The organism is Leptospira adleri, assembly GCF_002811985.1.
In the GTDB taxonomy this organism is placed as follows: domain Bacteria; phylum Spirochaetota; class Leptospiria; order Leptospirales; family Leptospiraceae; genus Leptospira; species Leptospira adleri.
On the sequence record NZ_NPDU01000003.1, the window covers coordinates 48,238 to 68,271 of the forward strand.

The 20,034-nt window shown below is 43.2% G+C and carries 18 protein-coding genes and 1 pseudogene; 13 read left to right on the forward strand and 6 right to left on the reverse strand.

The window, feature by feature from the left end:
• Position 1 precedes the first annotated feature (1 nt).
• The 8 genes from CH376_RS01880 (at position 2) to CH376_RS01920 (ending at position 8,409) form a co-directional block, all read left to right on the forward strand.
• A complete protein-coding gene (locus CH376_RS01880) occupies positions 2-640 on the forward strand; it encodes an energy transducer TonB (RefSeq protein WP_100786535.1) in 639 nt (212 codons plus the stop codon).
• Between the two features lie 53 nt (positions 641-693).
• A complete protein-coding gene (locus CH376_RS01885) occupies positions 694-1,296 on the forward strand; it encodes an SCO family protein (protein ID WP_100786536.1) in 603 nt (200 codons plus the stop codon).
• Positions 1,297-1,308: 12 nt separating this feature from the next.
• A complete protein-coding gene (locus CH376_RS01890) occupies positions 1,309-2,901 on the forward strand; it encodes a methyl-accepting chemotaxis protein (protein ID WP_100786537.1) in 1,593 nt (530 codons plus the stop codon).
• 76 nt (positions 2,902-2,977) lie between these two features.
• Positions 2,978-3,436 (forward strand): LIC_20196 family exoprotein, encoded by a 459-nt coding sequence (locus CH376_RS01895; RefSeq protein WP_100786538.1) that lies wholly within the window; start codon positions 2,978-2,980, stop codon positions 3,434-3,436.
• A 9-nt stretch (positions 3,437-3,445) separates the two neighbouring features.
• Positions 3,446-5,845, forward strand: coding sequence for a C1 family peptidase (locus CH376_RS01900; protein ID WP_100786539.1), 2,400 nt, complete (start codon positions 3,446-3,448; stop codon positions 5,843-5,845).
• 1,109 nt (positions 5,846-6,954) lie between these two features.
• On the forward strand, positions 6,955-7,512 hold the full coding sequence (locus CH376_RS01910) for a dihydrofolate reductase family protein (protein WP_100786618.1): 558 nt from the start codon (positions 6,955-6,957) through the stop codon (positions 7,510-7,512).
• 248 nt (positions 7,513-7,760) lie between these two features.
• Positions 7,761-8,021 (forward strand): ribbon-helix-helix protein, CopG family, encoded by a 261-nt coding sequence (locus CH376_RS01915; RefSeq protein ID WP_100786541.1) that lies wholly within the window; start codon positions 7,761-7,763, stop codon positions 8,019-8,021.
• Entirely contained in the window at positions 7,999-8,409 is a 411-nt protein-coding gene (locus CH376_RS01920) for a type II toxin-antitoxin system VapC family toxin (RefSeq protein WP_100786542.1), read from the forward strand. Before CH376_RS01915 ends, CH376_RS01920 begins: the two co-directional genes overlap by 23 nt.
• A 206-nt stretch (positions 8,410-8,615) precedes the next feature.
• Here CH376_RS01920 and CH376_RS01925 read toward each other — a convergent pair whose 3' ends face one another.
• From CH376_RS01925 to CH376_RS01935, 3 genes are all read right to left on the reverse strand, one after another.
• Positions 8,616-9,968: an EAL domain-containing protein gene (locus CH376_RS01925; RefSeq protein ID WP_100786543.1), complete on the reverse strand. Its 1,353-nt coding sequence runs from the start codon at positions 9,966-9,968 to the stop codon at positions 8,616-8,618.
• 127 nt (positions 9,969-10,095) lie between these two features.
• On the reverse strand, positions 10,096-11,514 hold the full coding sequence (locus CH376_RS01930) for a UTP--glucose-1-phosphate uridylyltransferase (protein ID WP_100786544.1): 1,419 nt from the start codon (positions 11,512-11,514) through the stop codon (positions 10,096-10,098).
• On the reverse strand, positions 11,502-11,909 hold the full coding sequence (locus CH376_RS01935; RefSeq protein WP_100786545.1) for a hypothetical protein: 408 nt from the start codon (positions 11,907-11,909) through the stop codon (positions 11,502-11,504). The genes CH376_RS01930 and CH376_RS01935 overlap by 13 nt, the downstream gene beginning before the upstream one ends.
• A gap of 51 nt (positions 11,910-11,960) precedes the next feature.
• Between CH376_RS01935 and CH376_RS01940 the strand changes: the two are divergent.
• Positions 11,961-12,648: pseudogene (locus tag CH376_RS01940) on the forward strand (lipase family protein); the annotation flags it as partial.
• A gap of 184 nt (positions 12,649-12,832) precedes the next feature.
• Here CH376_RS01940 and CH376_RS01945 read toward each other — a convergent pair.
• The 3 genes from CH376_RS01945 to CH376_RS01955 are packed head-to-tail and all read right to left on the reverse strand — an operon-like array spanning position 12,833 to position 16,751.
• A complete protein-coding gene (locus CH376_RS01945; protein WP_100786547.1) occupies positions 12,833-13,399 on the reverse strand; it encodes a FlgO family outer membrane protein in 567 nt (188 codons plus the stop codon).
• Complete coding sequence (locus tag CH376_RS01950) at positions 13,396-15,528, reverse strand: 7TM diverse intracellular signaling domain-containing protein (protein ID WP_100786548.1); 2,133 nt, start codon at positions 15,526-15,528, stop codon at positions 13,396-13,398. The genes CH376_RS01945 and CH376_RS01950 overlap by 4 nt, the downstream gene beginning before the upstream one ends.
• Complete coding sequence (locus tag CH376_RS01955; RefSeq protein ID WP_100786619.1) at positions 15,525-16,751, reverse strand: TraB/GumN family protein; 1,227 nt, start codon at positions 16,749-16,751, stop codon at positions 15,525-15,527. Before CH376_RS01955 ends, CH376_RS01950 begins: the two co-directional genes overlap by 4 nt.
• 298 nt (positions 16,752-17,049) lie before the next feature.
• Here CH376_RS01955 and CH376_RS01960 point away from each other — a divergent pair, with 298 nt between their 5' ends.
• The 4 genes from CH376_RS01960 (at position 17,050) to CH376_RS01975 (ending at position 19,967) form a co-directional block, all read left to right on the forward strand.
• The gene (locus tag CH376_RS01960) at positions 17,050-17,556 is read left to right on the forward strand and encodes a chemotaxis protein CheD (protein ID WP_100786549.1); all 507 of its coding nucleotides are present in this window, start codon (positions 17,050-17,052) and stop codon (positions 17,554-17,556) included.
• A gap of 6 nt (positions 17,557-17,562) precedes the next feature.
• A complete protein-coding gene (locus tag CH376_RS01965) occupies positions 17,563-18,414 on the forward strand; it encodes an HDOD domain-containing protein (protein ID WP_100786550.1) in 852 nt (283 codons plus the stop codon).
• A complete protein-coding gene (locus CH376_RS01970; protein WP_100786551.1) occupies positions 18,411-18,950 on the forward strand; it encodes a shikimate kinase in 540 nt (179 codons plus the stop codon). The genes CH376_RS01965 and CH376_RS01970 overlap by 4 nt, the downstream gene beginning before the upstream one ends.
• Positions 18,951-19,070: 120 nt before the next feature.
• Positions 19,071-19,967 carry a tyrosine-type recombinase/integrase gene (locus tag CH376_RS01975; protein ID WP_100786552.1) on the forward strand — a complete coding sequence of 299 codons (897 nt, stop codon included), beginning with the start codon at positions 19,071-19,073 and terminating at the stop codon, positions 19,965-19,967.
• Positions 19,968-20,034: the final 67 nt, after the last annotated feature.

Sequence of the window (20,034 nt, forward strand, 5' to 3'; positions counted from 1 at the left end):
AATGGCAAGCGTTCCCGAAATCAAACAGAAGATTCTCAAATTCGGTCTATTTAAGTTTTGTCTGATCGCGTCTTTTGTTTTGCACTCGGTCACGATCGGCGCTTATTTTATTGCGACATACATTCCCGATTCCGAGATTTCTTCGGACGACTTGGTGGCTCAAGACGTGGAAGTTGACTTGGAGGAAATTCCTCCCGAACTCATCGGAGGTACGTCTTCTCCCGCTCCCGTTGAAAAACAAGATTGGGTGGAAGGTTCCAATCAAAACGCCGACGATCCGATCGACGAGGACTTGAATCCGAACGCACTTTCTGGAAACGGAACCGATAAGGACGGATTTCTTTTTTCCTACAACGGAGACAAAACTCCGACTCCGATCATCGATTTTGATCTGAGAGATTTTTTCCCCGCACAGGCTAAGTCCGCCGGAATCGTTTCCAAACAAGTCATCGTAATCGTTCAGATCGACGAGCAAGGAAACTTGCAAGGCGCTAAGGTCGCGTCCGGTAAAGCGGGATTCGGGTTTGACGAAGCGGCGATTAAGATCGTAAAGATGGCGCGCTGGAGCCCGGGTTATGTGCAAGGAAGACCGACTCGGATGTCTCATAGGGTTCCGATTTCGTTTAATCTCGAAGATTGAATTCGTAATTTCTCCCCGTCTTTTTCCGTTTCTTTTCGTCAAAAAATTATAGATTGAATTTTCACAGCTTCGTTTCCAAATCTATCTCCGCATCGATCATCGCCGGTTGTTTATATTTCGTATTAGCGGCCAATCCGTTTGTAATCGCCGATTTACAAAATGCAGGCATAGGTTTTAAGACCGATCGGGATATTCCAAAATTCAGAATTCAAAACGATAAGGATATTTATATCGCGGATTCGGATTTGAAGGGTGGGAAATATCTTATTTACTTTGGATACGGAGATTGTAGATCCGTTTGTCGGACCGGAATTTCAAAACTGGAAACCTTTCTTTCCAAGGAAGAATTTTCATCTTGGAATTTGGTGTTGATCAGCTTGGACCCGGAGAAGGACCGGGACAAAAAATCCTGGTTGAGGAAATATCTTTCCCATTGGAAAAAACAGCCGATTCTTCTTTTACCGGAAAGCCGGGAAGATTCAAAAAAAATTGCCGATCGATTTCAAGTTGTAGTGAACGACGGGTTTGGCAGCGACATCGCGCACCAAAACTCGGTTCTTATGACGGATACGAAAGGAAAAATCGCCTTTGTGATTTCAGATTTGAACGGTTTTTCCGAAACGGCGTTTCAAAAATTAAACGCCAGAGTATATTAGAGGTTTATAATTATGTCGAAAAATGAAAAGCAAAACTCGAACGCTCCCTCCCGAACGGAGGAATTGATTTCCTTCGGAGCTTCTCCGCAGCAGCAGGCTCGGGAAAAATTGCACACGGAAATGAAGTCCGCGGACCGTTTCATTTGGATTCTGCTCTTGGCTCATATCCCCGCGGCCGTATTGTTTTCCATAGGGTTCGGAACCTGGGAGTTCGCTTTGTATTCCTCTCTTGGCCTAGGAATCGCAGGTACTTTTAATTATATTTCCTTTCGGGGAACGCTTTTTAGCAGAATTCTAAATTCTTTGCTGTTGATGATCTACTCCGGAATTTTTATTCAATCCGAGTTTGGAAGAATCGAGATGCACTTTCATATATTCGGGGCTCTCGCATTTCTTCTTATATACAAGGATTGGAGGGCGATCGTGCCTGCGGCGGGTTATATCGCGGTCCATCACGGAATTCTAAACTATTGCCAGGAGTTCGGATTAAAATGGAACGAAACTCCGATCGTCATTTTTAACACGGGCGCGGGTCTGCAAGTGGTATTGATACATGCCGTATTTGTGATATTTGAATCCGGTATTCTTGTCTACTATTCGATTCTTCTCAAAGGAGAGTTCTTAGAATATTGGGAAACGTATTATACAAAGGAAGAATTTCATTCCGCCAATCTTGTCATCCAGAAATCCGTTCAGTCCAAAGTTGATTTTTTACGTGAGAACATGGCTTCTATGGCAAATAGCGCTCTTAGTGTCGTTCAGAACTCGGACGAACAGATATCGAACATCGGATTGATTGACGCAGCAATGGATAACGCTCTGAAAAATTTGGAAAAGGTTTCCAAAGCGTCCGCGCTTCAATCCGATTCTCATAAAGAATTTTCCGATCTTTACGCAACGTTCGAGGAAAAGTTTCAGGTTTTGGAAGACGAGATCGTCAATAGCAAATTCATCTTGGACAAGGCGGGACAACATACGAGACAAAGCGAAGAATCGTTGCAAAAGATGGACGACTCGATACGGAAAGTCTCGGAGAGTTATCAGGAAATGTCCCAAAGACTTAGAGTGATAAACGACATCGCGGAGAAAGTGAATCTTCTTTCTCTCAACGCTTCCATCGAAGCCGCCCGCGCCGGCGAACAAGGAAGGGGATTTGCTGTCGTCGCCGATGAAATTTCCAAACTTGCGGATCAAACCGCAAAAACTATCAAAGAGATTCACGGTTTGATTCTTACGGGCAACGAAGCGATGGATAAGAATACGGAGATCGTTCAGCACGGAACTCAGACGGTTTCTAAAGTGATCGAAGACGTAAACGAAATTATGAAAGTGACCGAATCTTTTTTTGAAACCTTAAAGGGACAAACGAAGGTCAGAGAAAAACTGAGCGGCATCTTTGATCGTGTGATTCGAAACGCAGGAGAATTGGAGGTCGTAATCAAAGAACAGTCCGGGGTCATTCAAGAAGTCCAACAATCTTCGGTTTCCATCGTAGGGGCGACGCGGTTCATTCATAAGTTGGCGATCGAATCCTCCGAGATCGCAAAAACCTGCGAGGAAGTTTCCGGAGATTTAGGCCAAGAAGCCGCCCTTTTTAAAAATTAAAAAATTTCTTGCGGATCCGATTCAGAGACCTATACTGCTCCCTTGACTGTCAATAAGACTACAGATGGAGACAAAGATGAAATTCAAAGGATCTGCTTTTATCGCTTTTCTTTTTTTAACCTTGCCGCTTTTACCGCTTTCCACTCCTCCGACTCTTGAAAATCAAATTAGAAATTCGGATTATATCGCGCTCACTCGGATTACGAACGTTCACGAGAAAAAAATCTCCGAAACCACCGTTTCCGTAACCGCGACCGTTGAAATTTTAAAACCCTGGAAGGGAGGAGAAAAACTTCCGGTGAAATTCGAAATAGGGTTTATGATTTTTCCGGAATTGCTCGGCAAATGGCTGAAAGCGGCTCCGCCGGAGGGGGACTATATTCTATTCTTAATTCAAAAGACGGTTAAAGACAGTAAAGGAAACGAATCCAAGTTGATTGCTTTATACGAACCGCATCCGTTTGCGTTCAAAGAATATTCGAGAGAAACCGAAGATCAGATCAAAGAGATCGTTCAGTCACAAAAAGGGAACTAAGCAAAGTATATGAGAATTTCAAGATATTCTATAATAATCTCCGTTCTATTTCTATCGGCTCTGACATCCGTTTTTTCCCAACCTTCCACGAAGTCGTTGGGAATGAAACAGGAATCTACCGAACTTCTTTCCTCGTTAAAGGATACGAATCCTTACGGGATCTCGCACAGGGGCCTTTCTTCCAAAGTGGATCTTTCCGATTCTATGCCGCCGGTCGGAAATCAGGGGGAACAAGGAAGTTGTGTGGCTTGGTCGACCGCGTATGCCACAAAAAGTTTTCAGGAATATATCGAAAGAAAGGGTTCGAAGGATTGGTCGCTTCGAACTCAAGACGGAAGTCCGAATTATGGGAAAATTTTTTCTCCGGCGTTTATCTACAATCAGATTAACGGTGGAAGAGACAACGGTTCTTTGATTTCCGATGCGATGAGAGTGATGGTGGAGATGGGTGCGGCTCCTTGGGATCAAATGCCCTACAATCCGGCGGATTATCGTGCGCGTCCTTCTCAGGCCGCAATTTCGGCGGCTGCCCGTTTTAAGGCGAAGGAGTTTTTGAGAGTCAAGACCACCGATCTTTCCGAAGTCAAAGCCCAACTCGCTGAAGGGAAACCGGTAGTGGCGGGTATATTAGTATATGAGAATTTCTTTAACCTCAAAGGAGATACGGTTTATAAGGAAGGTTTGGGTAAAACCTACGGAGGGCACGCGATCGCTCTTGTCGGTTACGATGATTCTAAGAATGCGGTGAAGTTTATCAATTCTTGGGGAAAGGAATGGGGAGATCAAGGATACGGATACATCGACTATCGTTGGTTTACAAAAATCTGTCAAGGCGCGTTCGTGATGGTGGATCAAGTGGAAGCCGTCGCCGATCAAGGAAAGCCGGATTCCAATACTCCGGATCCGGCTTCGGTTGCAAGCGATAACAATCCGAGTCCGCCCTCTTCGATTACCGCCTCTCAAGGAAGTTTCAGCGATAAGGTGACGATCAATTGGGAAATAGTTGCCGGCGCCGTAGGATACGAGGTCCATCGGAAGGCCCCTGGGGATTCCGGTTTTTCCAAAATCGGTCTTTCTGCGACCAATAGTTTTAACGATGACGGAGTGCAGCCGAATCTCGCGTATCGATACAGAATTCTTACGTTAACCGACACTTCCGCGTCCGATCTTTCCGCCGGCGAAGTGATAGGATTCGCAAAAACGGAAGAATTAAAACCTCCCCCAAAAGTTATAGGACTCAAGGCGACCCAAGGTCAGTATGACAATAAAGTGGAATTGGCTTGGGAACCGGCGGACGCTTCGGCTGAATACCAGATTTTTAAATACAACAAAACGCAGAAGAGGTACAACCCGATCGGAAATTCTAAGTTGAATAGTTTTACGGACACGACGGCGGCAAAAAAAGGAGTCGTTGAAATCTATGTCGTTTCCGCGAAACTAAACGGCAAGACCGGAGAACCGTCCGACGCTGCGAGCGGGTTTACGGCGCAGCCGAAAACTCCTCCTGCGAAACCGTTAGGGTTAGTGGCGACAAAAGGTTCTTATCAAAGCAAGATCGAACTCAGATGGAAGAAGGTATCGGGAGCTTCGAAGTATCTCGTGTTCCGTTATGTGAAATCCGGTTGGATCGGCGGAGGCGCTTGGGAAAAAATTTCAGAAACCGGAACTGAAGAGTTTGTGGACGAAAATCTGCCCGCACGTTATGCGTATTACTCGGTGACGGCCGTGAACGAAGAAGGAAAGAACGGCCCCTTCTCCAGTTTTGCCTATGGGTTTACGGATCCGAACAAACAAAGAGGCGTTAAACTTTCGGCTCCCGAAAATGTAAAAGGAGTCTCGGATTCGAAAACATCTAAAATCTCTCTCACCTGGGACAAGGTTAAAGAAGCATCAGAATATTATGTTTTTCGCAAGAAACGAGGTGAATCTTCCTGGACTTTCCTGGGATCTTCCGGAGATAAAAATTCTTACGTAGCGGACATCCCGGCAAAGGAGACCCTCTTTTTGTATTCCGTGACTTCCAAATCGGATCTTGGAGGAGAAAGTAGCAACTCCCTTCCCGCTTCCGCCGTGCTTTCTTCCGCTGTAGTCGCTCCGAAAAAAAGAACCTTTGGCGGAGATTCTACGCTTGAAAAGTTCAAAGGACCTTGGACTGCGATGGCTTGGGATGGAAACAACGGGGTCAGCCAGGTTCTTCTGGAAATCGAAAGTCAGGACAATGTAAACTACGTAGTGAAGTTCAATAAGAAGAAAATCTTCGAAGGAAAATACGTGGAAGAATCTCCGATCATAGACAAGGACGGTAAGTTTAAGATCGAGATCGAAAAGTCCGGAGACGCACTTTCCGTTACGATGAAAGACCAAACGATCGTGAATCAAAAGTCCAATCTTTCTTTTCTAAAGGAATAAGAAAAGAATCAAAATCGAAAAGAACGTAAAGCCGACGACCCAAGTTAAATCGGCCTTACGTCCTTGATACACCTTGATGCAGCTCGAAGTATTTTAAGAACGGAGATTTATCTCAGTATCTGCGCTCTTTGCGTTAAATCGGCTTTCGCAGAGAGTTTTACTTTCCTTCCCGAGGAGGCTGGCACAGAACTGGAGATTTCGAACGCGAAATCAGAGGCTCGGTCATCGGCAGTTTTCGAAATTACTTAAAGATTTTATGATAAAGCAACTAATGATATTCTTTTTTATCATCGTGAATTGTAATCATTATTCGAAAATTGATTTTTACGTTGATTCCTTTCAGAAACCCTTTATTGAAGATTACTTTAATAAATCGAAAATTCAATTTTCGGATAGATTTGGAGTTCTTTCCGTAGAAAAGAATAGTTTTAACGATCTAAAAATTGAAAATTTAATAATGATTCAGCTAAAGCGAATAGAGCTTTGTGTAGATAATATTAGGAATATTCAAACGACTAGAACTTCGAACGGTTCGTTTTACAAAAAACAAACACTCTTGTTAAACACAGACGGCTCTTATGGAATTTCTGAGACATCGAAATCGAGACTCGTCTTCGATCCAGGACATCCCGATGCCCTTAGAACAGGATCCAAAAAAGGTTACGTTGAGTTTCCTGATATTAACTTAGAGGAAGAATTATTCATTCTCAAAAGTCACATTTTGTTATACAATTCTTTAGCTTCATTTCTGAGCAAAGAGAAGGGAGTGATAATTCACGAAGAGAACTTTGATAGTTATGTTTCAATTTTAAATTTGATGCAAAGAAAAAAATACGACGAGGTATTTCTTCAATTAGAAACCTCGAAACCTCGAAAATGAAAAAATAGTTCGGCGCCGAGTGAGTTCCTATTGTTAGGTTCAATTCGCAAAGTACTCGCTTAAATTCTCTAATGGTTTGCGCTCCTCCGTTTGCGGTTTCTCGGCGCAATTCAAGGCGAGGTTGATCGAGATTCTTTTGATTTGTTACATGACTGCGCGTTCTTTGTTTCTTTCAGAAAATTGATCGACATTGCTTGCGTTTTTGGACGCAATCAGGATAAACAGATCTATGAGAAAAATTGTTTTTGCGATCAATATTTCTACGGATGGATATTGCGGTCACACGGATATGAACGCCGACGAAGAAGTACATAAATATTTTGCGGATCTAATGCAAACCGCAGGTCATATTCTTTATGGAAGGATAACGTATCAATTGATGATACCGTTTTGGCCCGAAATCGCCAGAGACCAATCCATGTCCAAGACGACCAACGAATTCGCTCTGGCCTTTGACTCGGTCGAGAAGGTCTTATTCTCCAGGACGTTAAAACACGTCGAGGATAGAAATAGCAGATTGGCACGAGAGGAAATCGCAGATGAAGTGGCCGCCTTGAAACGGCAGCCGGGGAAGGATATTTTCGTGGGAAGTTTGAGTATCGCCTCCCAGCTTTCGGAACTTCGTCTGATTGATGAATACCGTTTTGTCGTTCATCCGGTTCTTGTCGGGAAGGGCCCTCGGCTATTTGATACCGTAAAATTGCAGGATAATATTCAATTAGACTTTCTTGGTTCGGAAACTTTTAAATCGGGTACCATCGCGCTTCATTACAAAAAACGTCCGTGAAGTAAATTTTTCTTTCGAGTATGTTTGTCGCTTCTTCGATTGAATGGGAGGCGCGGGGTTTCTTTTTTGAAGCGCTGTGAAGGATTGCACGTGTGGTTTTGTTGGGTGGCCGGTTTCTCACTGCGGAAGCTGTGTTTTTGATGCGCTCCTTGCAGAAATCGCCTCTGCCTTGACTTTGAAAAATGGATTTTAATGAAAAGCTGAATAAAGTCCTTGCTTGTAATACTATATTGTGATACGGTAATCTTATGATCAGTTTCAGAATTCCTCCGGATTTAGAAAGAAAGTTGAATTCGTTTGCGAAATCGAAAGGAAAGAGCCGATCCGAAATTGTAAAAGAATCGATTCTTGAATATATTCGAAATCATAGTTCTAACAAAACGCCCTTTGAATTGGGTGAAGATTTATTCGGTAAATATTCTGCCGATAATGCGCAGTTATCTAAGAATCGCAAAAACGTCTTGAGAGAAATTATAAATGGCAAGAATGAAAAACGTGGCTCTTATTGATTCTGGTCCTATCATTGCATTATTCAACTCCGCAGACAATTATCACAAATCGATATTTAAGTTCTTAAAGGGATTTAAAGGCTCTTTGTTTACTACTTGGCCCGTGGTTACCGAGGTTATCTATTTGCTTTCTTTTTCTAATAACGCTCAATCTGACTTTTTGGAGTGGATAGAGCGCGGCAGTTTGCAGGTTATGGATATAACGATCGACGACTTAAAATATATAAAGAGTAGAATGCAGAAATACGCAGACTTGCCGATGGATTTGGCGGATGCCTCTTTGATGTCTATTGCGGAAAGAGACGGGATTTATAATATCATTAGTATAGATTCGGACTTCTCAATATACAAAACTTTGAAAGGTAAATATTTAACAAATTTATATTAGAATGGATCAAGGTCGACGATCTCGCGGAAATCGCCTCAACCTGTACCGAGGGGATTTTTCGATTGGGATTTCGCGTATCTGTTTCGTACTTGATTCCGGACGCGCGAGGCGCATCCCAAATTCTTTCTTGCCTTTCGAAAACGCCGGCGACTCGAACGTTGAAAAATCTGTTCGTTGTGTATAGATAAAAACGAGGAAGAGATATTTTAAGAGATCAAACCCAATTCTTTCGAAAGTTTAAAGATGTTCCCTTTCGCCTTTAGCTTTAGAAGCAGTTCTTCCGAATTCAAGATCTTATTTACGACGGACTCCGGAAGGTCCTGCATCTCTTCGAAGATTTCTTTGTATTCTCCGATCGAAATTTTTTTGCAGAAAAGATTTGCTTGGAAGTAATAGACTTGGTGAGCGATGAGAAAGTTGAGAGAGTCGATGTCTTCGAGCGCCTCCGCCGTTATGATCGCTTCCCTGTTGTCCGATAATCTTCTGCAATAATCTATAAACGCGAGGTTATCTAAGAATTTAGTTAAGTCTTGGTCCGCTTTGAATTTAAAACTGATAGGATCGAGTTTGAATTCTTTGATCATTTCTCCGAGATCCAAAACGATCTGATGACTTTGGCTTTTGACTCCGAAATCGTCCGCCGCAAAGCTGATCCCGAAATTCCAAAATCTTTTGCACACACTCTTGAGAGTGATTTCCGCTTCTTCATAGGGTTTTTCGATCAGTTCCATTCTCACGAGCGCCGGGCTGAGATTTTGGTTGAGAAGAAGATTGTGAAAACGGGTCACTTTTTCGTCGGTATCGAAGGTATCGATGAGAGTCTGCGGAGAAATATTGAACTTCAAAAGTCCGGGAGCTCCGTTACAGCACATCGTAAGTTTTTCCAAAATCAAAAGTTCGATCCGATTCAGATCCTGATCGTGGGGAATATCACGAATTAAGTCCGCATAACCGGCGTATGCTTCTCCACCCACGAAAACTTCTCCGCCTTTCATCGAATACGTATGAGCTTTGTGATTGTAGTGAATGATAGGCTGAATGACGGCGTCCGCTTTTTCTCCCGCGAAGTAATCGTTGACCCGATTGAGATAGGTCCAACTCCAGCGGATGAGATTGTCTTTCAGGTTTTTGAGCGAAGAGACTTCGAGTTCGTGAAAGATTTCGTCGACGTAAGAGATATAATTGCACTGAGTTCTTGCGATTCCGAAATCGAAGTTCATAGATCCGTTTTTGATCGAGACTTCCCTGAATCTCCCCAATACGGAATCAAAGTTTAAGAATCCGTTGGATCCGTTGATTTGAACCGGAGCGACTCCGATCAAAAGATTCTTCTTATCGCCGTAACAATAATAAGAATAGTGATTCTCCGCGCCGGGATGCAGCTCCGAAATTTTAATCGGCACCAATTGCAGAAAATCCAAAAAGGAAAGGGATTTGATATCCTGAAATCTTAGGAGAACGATCGGTTTTCCGCGATTCTCATTGATAAAGACGTTCTTAAATTGTTCAATCTCGCCTTCGTCAAAGGAGCGGATCTTCGGACTTTTAGAAGTTGTCATTTCAGCCTTTGTTTGCAAAAGATCCGTCCGTTTCCGGACACGAGTCCATCATAACAGTTGAGATATTTAGAACCGTTGATAAATCGTTCTTATAAAAAGAATCGATGGAGGATTTTCTTTGTAAAGCCTAAAAGGAATATTTTCCGGATTCGAAGTTGATGATTTTTAACTCCGAAACTTTTTTTAACTCGGGACCGTTATTCTGGATTACGACGTCCCCATCTATGTTGATTTTCCGATCAAAGAGCACCTCTCCCTGCACTTTTAGTGAAGTGCAGCGCACTAAGGAAGGAATTTCCGGAAACAATCGGTTGAAGTCTTGGATTTTCTTATAGTATTGTTCATCCAATGAAATCAGGACTTCGCCTAAGCCGGACTTTTTTCTTTCCTCTGACATCGTTATCGAATAATCGTCTAAGAGTTGATATGCGTCCGATCTTCTTACGAGATAGTCTTCGCATTTTTTTACGGGAGCGAATCGATCTCTGGGAATGATGATACCTTTTACTCGGGAAAAATTCCGAATCGCCGAACCCATCGCGGTTTCCAATTGGAATACTTCTTTTCCATCGATCTTTTTCGGATTTACGATGAGAGAGAGTTCAAAGTTTCCTTGGAGCAACCTTTCCTTAAGTGCTATAAGATTGATCCAAAGATTGTTCGTTGAAAAACTTCTAAACTTTCCCAACCCTTCAAATTCGTGCATGTGTTCCGAAGGGACCTGAGCGGTTTCCAGCAACTGATAGTTTTCCGGTTTGCCGTTTAAAATTCTTCTGTAGATCGCCCCGCCTTTTTTGTCCGCAAGGGTTTTCGGAGTCATTTCCATACAAAATTCCAAGTTTTCTCTCAGAAGATATTCCAGAATTCCCGGGTGGACGGTCGCACCGAGATTGTCCCCGTTGGAAACGAAAGCCACTTTGTAACCGTCCTCGATCAGAGTATCCAAAAGTCCGGTTTCCAGAAGAGAAATCCAGATGTCTCCGTGGCCCGGCGGACACCATTCTTCGTCGGAATTTTTGCAGCTAATCGGTGTTAGGTCCTCTTTCAAAAGACGGGGAACCTTGTGTTGTAAAAAAGAAGTCGCAAACTTTTGTTTGAATCCGATTCTTTTGAGTTCCGCCTGGCTTTCTTCCTGAGTATTAAAACTGTCCATAAGGATCAGAGGAACGGACACGTTATACTTCTTTAAAATGACTTCGGATTGTTTTGCGATGATTTCCAAAAACGACATTCCGTCTTTGAGTTCGATCAAAGATTTGGGACCGGAAAGTCCCATCGAGGTGCCGAGTCCTCCGTTCAATTTGATGACTACGAGATTTTTAAGAATATCGGGCGAGGGAGAATTCCGTTTTTCGATTTCTTCGAGCGAAATCTCGTCCTTTTGGGGATCCAGATCGCCGACTTCTTCCCAGCGAACCATTCCCGTTTCTCCGTTTCGGACTTGATCCACTTTTTTAAGAAAATCTTGGATAAACGTTTCAGACATTCCTTCGGAAAGCATTTTCCGTCTGATCAACTCTTCCGATTTTGATTTTAACGAATCCATCGCACCACCGATTTGCTATTGTATTGTTCGTCGAACTCGGTAAACTCAATCGAATATTTTTCCGTCTGATGAGTCGGTTCGTAAACGAGTTTGGCCCGAACCTCTCTTCCCTTCCCGGGAATTTCCTTCGGAGCTTCCTCGTTTTCCGCATACAGAGGAAGAAAAACTAAAAACGTGTAAATATAGACGATTCGTTCCGGAGTTTTTCTATAAACCAGAACGCCCTTTCCCGTTAGATCCTTTTTAAGAATTTTCGTATAAGGAACCGGAAACCATTTTCCCCAGACCTCTTTGAAATTTTTCTCCATGCCCGCGTGAGTCGGTATATTTGAATAGACAGAGGAAGGAAGAATGAAAAAAATCCCAAGGAAAACAATTAGCTTCTTTGTATTCATGAAAGACTCTGACAGTCTTGTCTTTTTACCCCATAACTTCAAGCCATTCTCATGAAAAAAATCATTTCCGCTTTTAGAACATTCTTCTATTTCCTTTCCGAAATTTTAGAATTTATCCTTTCTGTAATTTCATCTTTGATTCCTTCGGGGAAAGATCCCAATCTTTCCCGAGGCGATATTTATATTGTGACCGGTTTTCTTTCGGGGCCTTTGTTCTATCGAAAACTTTGCAAAGCCCTGGAAGCAAAAGGATATCAGCCGAGGGTTTTGAGAATTCCTTCCTTCTTTTTGAATACGAAAAAGGCCGTCGAAATTCTTGCAAAACAGATGGATCGGATTCCGGTAAAGTCGGTCCTGATCGCGCACAATACCGGCGGCCTTCTCACGCTCCTGCTTCCGGATCGGAGTCGTCAAAAAATCAGAGGTCTTGTGACTTTAGGGACTCCTTTTCGGGGAAGTTATCTGTTTTCGATTCTTCCGGTTTCCGGTTTGCGTTACGGATCTCCTTATTTGCAGGAACTTTTTAAAACCTTTCTTTTTATGGACCGTTTTCATCCTCTTTCGCCGATGAAAGAATTTATTTTTCTTCCTTCTTCGTCTTCGATCTACGGTGAAGAAAGAGATCTCTGGTTTGATATTCCCGGAAATTACAATCAGGTTCGTAAATCCGAAAATATCAGAACGATCTTAGAATTTTTGGTCTTCCATTATCCGAGCGACGCCGCAAAAGAAGCGGAACGCGCCGGGATGGCGGCTCTTCACGAAAAACTTGTTTCTCAGAAAAAAACGCAAAACGCCGTCAAAAAGAAAAGTGTAACAGCTCCTACATCCAAAAAAAGGATTTCAGCCGCGCCCAAAAAGACGCGGAAACCGATCTCCAAAAAAGCGGTTAAAAAGAAAACAAAACGTTAACTCTCGCTTTTCTACGGTTTGTTTAGAATTCGGTATTGATCGTAGAGAGCGTCGTTCGAATCGAAGACGCCCTCGCCTAACGCCAATATTTCGCCCGACTGCAAGGAAACGACTCTGAGCTGGATAACAAAAGTCTGATCGTTGAACTGAACGGAGCCGAGAAGAATCAAATCCACTCCGGAAAGTTTTCCGATTTCCAAGGATTTGTCCGAAAGGACCAAGCCCGATTTTTGAAACGTCTGTTCGTCGATCAATCGATTGAGCTGGGATTTTTCCACCAAAATCAATTTTCCGGGTTCGTTCATCTGTGTAAGAAGTTGTCCGGAAATATTGGAACCCAGATTTGTGACGGAGCCGTTTTCGTTTAACAAAGGAAGGATCGCTAGTTTTAAGGCATTTTTCCGATCTGGCAAGGAAGATTCCCGATTGGTCTGAATTTGTTTTTTTAAAGAGGATGAAAGTTCCTGCAAAACAACCGGAAGTTCTTTGGGAAGATTTCTTTTTCCTCCGCGACCGGGGCTCGCACAGCCGGACAAACAGAAACAAAGAAAGAATATGATAAAAACAGAATATTTCATTTGAAGTATTTAACCAAGGTCACTCGGTTCCCCGTCGAATTGAATTTTACTACGTCGAAGGTCGAAAGTGCGAACGCTATCCCTCTTGTCTGAAGGGAAGTCGAATCGTCCGTATTTGCGATCGCGTTTCTCACTGTTCTTGCGTGGTTAAAACCCTTTCCTTCGTCCGTGATTCTATAACCCACTTTTTGTCTGGAAAGAAAATATTCCACGAGAATTTTTTTATCCCTATAATACGGATCGTTTTGACGGGTAAGAATGAATTGAAAATAATTTCCCGACTTTAAGGCCCGCGCCTTGTCTTCGTTGGAGATATTCAGGTTTCCGTGTTCGATGGCGTTGATGAGCATTTCGCGCAGGCTCGTGCGGATGGAAAGCGCCATCGTGGGATCGGTGAATCGAACCAGATTGAACGTGAGTCTTTGACTTAAAAGTTCGGCGTTCTGAAGATAATTGTTAACGGAGAACACGATTCTTTCCTCGTCCAAAAATCTTCCCATCAAATCCTGATCCGGCTCGTAAGCCCTTCCTAAAATTTCGCGGCCGGAATCGTGTTCTAAAACTTGAAGACGGACCTGGAGTTCTTTCGGTTCTTTGAGATATTTTTGTAGAAAGTCGGCGCGAAAATATACCGGTTTTCTCGTATTGGAAAGTTCCTCCATTCTTTCCATCACATACAATTTTTTGAATGCGTCTTCCAGGCCTCCGGTATTGTACATCAATTCCAGAAAGTTTTTTCCGATTACGTCCGCGGGTTTAAAACCGAGAAAGGTCGAGACCGCCTTGTTTGTGCCCGTGATATTTCCGTGGGAGTCCAGATTGAAAAGGAAGTCCTCTTCTCCTTCGTATAAATTCTTATATTGAATCGCGGATTGTTCGTGTCTTAGTTTGAGAAGATTTAGATTGGTCGCTTGAGTTTCCAAATTCAGAGAAAGTTGTTTGATCCGATCCGCGAGTCCCAAAGAAAGAAGAGTCACTTCGATAGCGGATCCGATCTGAAGTCCCCACTGGGTAAAAAAATTGTCCGGAAAAATTCCGAACGCTTTCAGGGCGTATAAAAAACTGCCGAGGATCAGAACGGACCAAGCGGTCAAAAAGAATCGAGCCGGTCTGTGTCCTTTCCAAACGCACTGTAAACTATTGATCAGCAGGAGAAGCAGCATAAGGAGAAGAACAAGAATACTGGAAACTACGCTGAACGTATAACTGAAAAAACTGAGCGAGCCGACGCAGCCGAAGATACAAATCGCTATCAAAGGATAATAAAGTTTATCCGTGATCGGCGTCATCTTAGAAGATTCTAAAAAGGATTTTCCGAAAAGACAAGCCGCGAGAAAGGCGCAAAACATAAAGAAAGGAAGGCATAGATTTCCCCAATCCGGACTATTCGGCCATAAGAATTGAAAGGACAAACCGTTTAACGTCATTTGAAAAAGAATATCAAAAAAAATGAATATACTGTAATAAAGATAACTTTTGTCCCTCGTGGTGATCAGGAGAAAAAGGTTGTAAACGAACATCACGATCATCGCGCCGTAATAAAAACCGAGAGTCGTGTATTCCTTTGCGGTTTGTTCCAGATATTCCGTTCTGGAAAAAGCGCTCAGAGGAATTACTACCGAACTTTTGGATTGAATCCGGACATAGTAGTCGGTTTTGGAAAGCGGAGGTTCGCTAAGTTGAAACGGGAAATTCCGATTCTCCGCCAAACGTGTCGCAAACGGAAGTTCGTCTCCGGTGACAACCAAGGGCAGCGCCCCGTTTCTAGTCGAATACAATCGAATCGAATCGATCAGGCTGTATCCGTACTGAAGCACCCAGTTGCGGGTGCCTCGTTCTCTGTTTGCGACCGGAATCCGAATCCAAATCGCGGCTTCCGAATAACCGAGGCTGTTGTTGAAAAGAGGAATGGATTGTCCGGATCGAAATACTTTTTGAATTTCGGGAAAGGTAAGTTTCCCGGTTTTGTCTTCGTAGAAAGTGATATACGGTTGAAGATCGACGTCTTCCATAATCACGGTCGGTTCGAATTCGGAAGAATCGGAATCTTCCGCGGAAATGGAAACAACCCCGGAAAAAGCCAAAACGAAACAAAGTATGGCTTTGAGTTTCCGGAGCCGCTCGTTCATAAAAATCCTTTGATGACTCGAAAGAAATCCGCGGTTACGATAAAAGTTCCGATACTGCTTCCGATTTGAGGAAGCATAAACACGAGAAAGATACGGATCACGTTGTTCTTCCAATATCCTTTCCAGTGTTCCGAATCCTGCGCGATCCTTTCGAAATCTTCCACGAGAGGTTTGCGTAACCAAGACTCGGATAACGCGGCGACCCAACCCGGCTTGATGACGGGGTTAAAATTTCCCACGGGTGCGGCCAAAAAGGCGAGGATCACGGAAAGAGGATGAGCCAACGCGATAACGGCGCCTAACGCGGCGAGTCCGCCTTTAACCAAAATCCACCGAAGTATGAATTCTTGTCCTTGTTGTCTGCCTCCGAAATAAAAAACCGTAAGAATCAAGCCCAGGAAAATTCCGGGAACGATCAAACCCTTCCATCGATCCCAAGCGGTTTTTTGAGGAAGATGATCGAGGCCGGAAATGTCCTTGTCCTCGTGGACGTGATTCATGATTCCCTGCAAGTGACCCGCGCCGACCACCGCGAAAACTTTCTTTCCGTCGACCGATGCGTCCCGAATTCTTTGTGCGAGATAAGAATCCCTTTCGTCAATGATCACGTTTTTGATCGATTCGTAACGTTTCGGAAGTTGTGAGAATAGATCTTTGAGGACGTCGTCCGATTTCATCTCTTCGATTTTTTCCTCTGAGATTTCCTCTTTCACAAAAAGGGAAGTGAGCAGAGCGGAAAGCAAAAACATACGATTGAAAAGTCCTATGTTCCACCAAGCGCGTTTGAGCGTTGTGGAAACTTCTCTGTCGATCGGCACGATTTTAGCGCCGGTTCTTTCTCCTTCGGAGATCGCCATTCTCATTTCGTCTCCGGGACGGATGGAACCCTTGCCCAATTTTTTTTGAAACGCGGAAAGAATGAGACTGGAAAGAAGAAGATACATTTTTCGTTCTTTAAAAACTTTGAATATATCCAGTTTCTTCCAGTGTTCGGAATCCTTAACCGAACGCATTCTGGAATTGCAGAGTTCCACGCAGATCGTGTCCGGCTTTTCTTCTCGAATGATTCTTTGAACTTCGTCTATGCTTTTTTGACTGATATGAGCCGTGCCTAGAATTGTTACGGATGTTTTACCGAGTTTGAAGGACTCGATCGGTTCCGAGGTAGAATTCGTTTTTTTACTCTCGGGTTTTGTCTTTTCTTTGAGTGCTTTTTTTGCCATTCCAAAAGCAGTGTATGAAATCAGGATCGTCGCGTAAAATGAAATTCTGCTTGATTTGAATCCGAATTCTTCTCCGTTTTTAAGCGTTTGATTTTTATCCGTGGAAAACGATTCGATTTGAAAAATCTTCGAAGTCCGATGAAAAAGAAATCGTTGCTTGAGAAAAAAGCGCAACTTTCCGAATTGTGGTAATCTCGCTTTTCGAACGTCTCAAAAAAGTATTGAAGAATTCGGGACGTTACTATATTGTCTTGGATACTCTTTTAGAACGAGATATCACCCGGATAACTGGATACAAATGCTGGCAAAAGGAACGAAGGTAGTCAATATCGGAATCGCCGACCTGCAAGGCGGGCAGTCTCCCGAAATTCTAAGAACGACTCTTGGATCCTGTATCGGAGTCGTGTTTTACGCTCCGGAAAAGAAAGTCGGAGCGATGTCTCACTTCATGCTTTCGAAAGATCCGGGTGGAAAGGATTCTCAGAAGAATCCGTTCAAATACGCGGAAACCGCGATCCCTTTGTTGATCAAAAAAATGACCGAGTTGGGTTGTAATCCAGGGGAATACGGCGGACGTCTTTTCGGAGGCGCTTCGATGTTCAAAGGGGTCCAGTCCAGTTTTCTCCAGAATATCGGAGAACAGAACATTTTGACAGCGCGCGCCATATTGGAACAAAACAAAATTCCTTTGATCGTGGAAGATGTCGGAGGTAACGACGGAAGAACCATCAGCTTGTACTTGGACGACGGACGTGTCCTATTAAAGAAAGCGGGTTTTGAAAAGTACCTCTACAAGGTCAGGTAAAAGAAGATGAAAGAAAAAATAGATCAACTCTTTTTAAACGACGCCCAACTTCCTAGAATCTCCTCCGTAGTTACGAAAGTAATGCAGATGGTACAAAAGCAGGACGTTGCGATACCGGATCTCGCAAAAGAAATTTCCAACGATCCCGGCTTGACCGCAGAAGTGATCAAACTTTCCAATTCGGCGTACTATCGCGCCGCAAAGCCGATCAAAACGGTTCAAGAATCTTTAATGACTCTCGGCATCAAGACCGTAAAAGATATCATTCTACTGACCGCTTCCAAAGGAATTCTCAAAAAAGATTTAAAGGGATATCAAGTAGAAGCGGAAGATAACTGGATTCATTCCCTCACCGTCGCCGAACTATCCAAAAGAATCTGCGAACAAAAAAAGCTAAAGATCGGAACGGATCTCGCTTTTACAGGCGGACTTTTGCACAACATAGGCAAGGTCATCTTAGCCGATTTTTTTCCGGCCGTTCTGATCACACTTCGCGAAGAATTGAAAAATCATACTTCATCGTTTTCCGAACTGGAGAAAAAACATTTCGGTTATTCTCACGAGGAAGCCGGGGCCAAACTATTAGCAAAATGGAATTTCCCGAAGGAACTCGTACACGTTGCGGAGAATTACAGTCGTCCGGAGGAAGAAAAGGAATATCCGGAATTGGTTTCGGTCGTTCACGTAGCGCATACGATCTCGGTCGCAGCGGGTGTGGGAATCGATATCGCAGGATTGTCCACGCCGATTTCCAATAAAGCTTTGCAGATTTTAGGAATCAGTGATTCTGACTTGCAGATGTATTATACGGTCTTACCGGAAATACAGAAACATATCCGTGAGTTAATCCAGGCTTGAAAAAAAATTTCGCTTTGATCGGTCCGAGAGGGGTCGGTAAATCTAAGATCTCCCGAAAATTATCCAAGATCACAGGAATGCCGGTGGTTTCTACGGATATGATCGCGGTCTATGAAATCGGAGGAATCTCGATCCCCGAATTTATCCAAAAAAACGAAGGAAATTGGAGACCGTTTCGAGATCTTGAGTTTCTCATCTTAGAAAAATTAAGAACGGCGAACGGAATCATTCTGGACTGCGGAGGCGGAATCCTTTTCGACTTGGATTCGAAAGGCAATGAAATCCTGAGTTTGAGAAAAACGGAGCTCTTAAAATCCATCGCTACGGTCTTTGGTCTATCGCGTTCCACAGAAGTTCTGGTGGAAAAGATTCAAAACGATCCCACCCGACCGGCTCTCAGCGCGGTCGCCTCTTATCGCAATATCTTAGAATCTCGGCTTCCTCATTACGAAAATGTTTCCGATTATTACTGGAAAATAGATGATTTGAAGGTCGAAGAGATTTGCGACAGAATTCTCCAGAAAATCGAATATTGAATTGACACAATTTGGAAATATTTGATTTCTTTTTTTCAAAGCTACTTAAAAAAATCAAAATCTGTGGAATGACGTCTAACGAGTCGGCCCCGGATCTATGCATTTGGCAGGAAAGAAGAGATGGCAGAATTGGAACTTCCGAAAAAGAATAAGCATTCGATCGAACGACTCAGTAAAATCATTCGCCAGAGAAATTATAAGAAAGCAACCGCTTACACTTATCTCAAATACAACGTAGACTTTTTGAATTTTGCGGATAAACCCGCCGAAAAAATAACTCTCAAAGATCTCAATCGATATATGGATCACCTTAAGAAAAAGAAAGTTTCGTCGTCTACGATCCAGATCAACGTAAGTTCTCTCAAAATGTTTTTTGAAGACGTGATGAAGATGGATCTTTTTCGGGACTTTCAGAGGCCGATTCGAGAATATAACAATCCGAATGCGATCACTTTTAAAGAAATGCAGAATATTCTAAAATCTGCATCTTCCAACGCAAAACACGAACTGATGTGCGGTCTTGTGTATTTCGGAGGTCTTCGCGTGGGAGAATTGATTTCTCTCAAGTGGAATCAACTCGATCTAAAACGCAAATGGATTCAAATCAAATCGAGCGTTCTTTCTCAATCAAGAAACGTAGAAATACCTGCGGAACTTCTTACCTTGATTAAAAAATACGAAAAGGAAGCCTTAGTCTCGACCAATTCGTATCTGTTTCCCGGAAAAAGTTTGGGATCTCATACCACTTCGAGAAACGTAGAAAGAATCATTTCCGAAATCGGAAGAAACGCTGGCATCGTAAGTCCCGTGACCGTTTTTACTCTGAGACACAGCCGCGCTCTTCATCTGATCGCGGACGGATCGCCTCTCGCACAAGTAAAAGATTTTCTCGGTCATAAAACTTTGGCGAGCACCGAGTCCTACATTCCCATAAAAAAGAATCTTCGCGCCTCCGTCCGCGAAAAATCGAAACAAGACGCGCTTCGGAACATTCGTAAGAAGTTTAAAACCGGATAGATAAGTAAAGTTTCGTTTTTCAATTACGAATTCTCTTTGCGGAAGGTTTTAGGTTTCGTCGGCCGAA